Here is a 1553-nt window from a genome sequence, read left to right on the forward strand (position 1 = left end):
ATTTCGCTGGGACGTCGCAGGCGCGGGAGGCTCCGTTCGTGCCCAGCAGGGGCAGTTATCCCACTCATGAGAACGATCCGGTGGCCGCGCTGGATCTGTATGAGGAGACCGGTGGCGCGATCGGGTTCTTGACCTGGTACGGCAACCGTAAGTACGGGTGGCCGGCCGGTGTGCCGGCCGGTGTGGCGGAGATCCCCAATGCCGCGGTCTGGTTGTCGATGGCCACCGGCTACCGTCAGCTCGCCGCGGAGAACCCCGTCTACGCCGCCCAGATGAATCCCCAGCGCACCGCCGATCTCGTCGCCGCGGGCCGGGATATCGACGACGCCGTCGGCGCGCTCAGCACACCCGCCCCGACTCCCAACCCCGACGGGTCCCACACCAACAAGCTCTACACCGGGCTCGTCGAGGACTACAAGAACGCCGCCACCGACTTCAACGCGGCCCTGCTGCCGTTGCAGAAACAGGCCGTCGACAACAAGGACTACAAGCTCTTCGGCACCGCCGACCAGGCCATCGCCACCCAGCCCGCGCCTCCCGACATCGTGCCGTTCTGCACCGGCGGCTCCGGGCAGGGCCCGATCATCAACCTCGAACGGCCCGCCAACGTCACCTACAGCGGCAACGCCATTCCCATGGCCCGATACGCCTTCCCCGAAGGCTCCCGGCCCACTCTCGGCTACTGCCACCAGTTCGCCCTCACCGAGGACTCCATCACCTCGACCCTGTCGGTCACCATGCACCTGCGCATCACCTGGCCCAGCGCTCCCGGCCAGCCTGCGAATCCGCCTCAGACGCTGCGTACCTGGACCAAGACCTGGGAGGTGCCCACCGTCTGCCGTAAGCCCGATTCCAGCCCCGAACCCCCGTCGGTCTGCAATCCCAGCCAGTACTACCTTGATCGCTGGGTCAGCGGCGGCTATCGGCAGTCCTTCGCCGAGACCGCCACGCTCACCGAGTATCCCGAGCCCCAGCAGGCCGTCCGCACCCAGGTCACCCGGTTCCTGACCGAACGCCAGAAGGGCTACTACGACGCCGTCGTCACCGAGTTGACCACCCCGGGCAAGCCTCTCTTCCAGGCCAACGCCGAGCTGTCCACCGCCCTGCGTCTGCTGCAGGCCTACACCGCGGCCGGTTTCCCCACCGCTCTCGACGACGACGAGCTTTTGCAGGTCCTGTTGCACGGCGCCGAACGCCTTCCCGCCGACACCCCCGGTGAGACCACCATCACCACCATCTTCCGCACGGCGCAAAACACCTACAGCTCCTGCGCCGCCACCCCTGACGCGGCCTGCGCCGCCACTCTCAATCCCTTCGCCGGCCAGCAGCACGCCTGGCTGACCAACTGTCTGACCTGGTACAAGAACCAGCTGCCTGTTGCCCGGTGGAGCCAGGACCCGCTGGCCAACACCATCGCGGCCTTCGCCTACCACACCGCCGACACCCTGCGCCTGCGCTACGACCACCACTCCAAGAACCTCAAACAAAAGACCTACACCGAAACCCTCGCCCCCGTCACCACCGCCCACAAACTCCTCGAAACCTACGACACC

Annotated in this window: 1 protein-coding gene; it reads left to right on the forward strand. The window is 67.0% G+C overall.

Features of this window, described 5'->3' with window-relative positions; all coding sequences use genetic code 11:
- Positions 1–38: 38 nt before the first annotated feature.
- A partial coding sequence (locus AB0K21_RS44645; protein WP_364159303.1) for a hypothetical protein occupies positions 39–1553 on the forward strand: 1515 nt, incomplete at its 3' end.

This window comes from Streptosporangium sp. NPDC049248, assembly GCF_040678965.1.
Taxonomy (GTDB): Bacteria; Actinomycetota; Actinomycetes; order Streptosporangiales; family Streptosporangiaceae; genus Streptosporangium; species Streptosporangium fukuiense.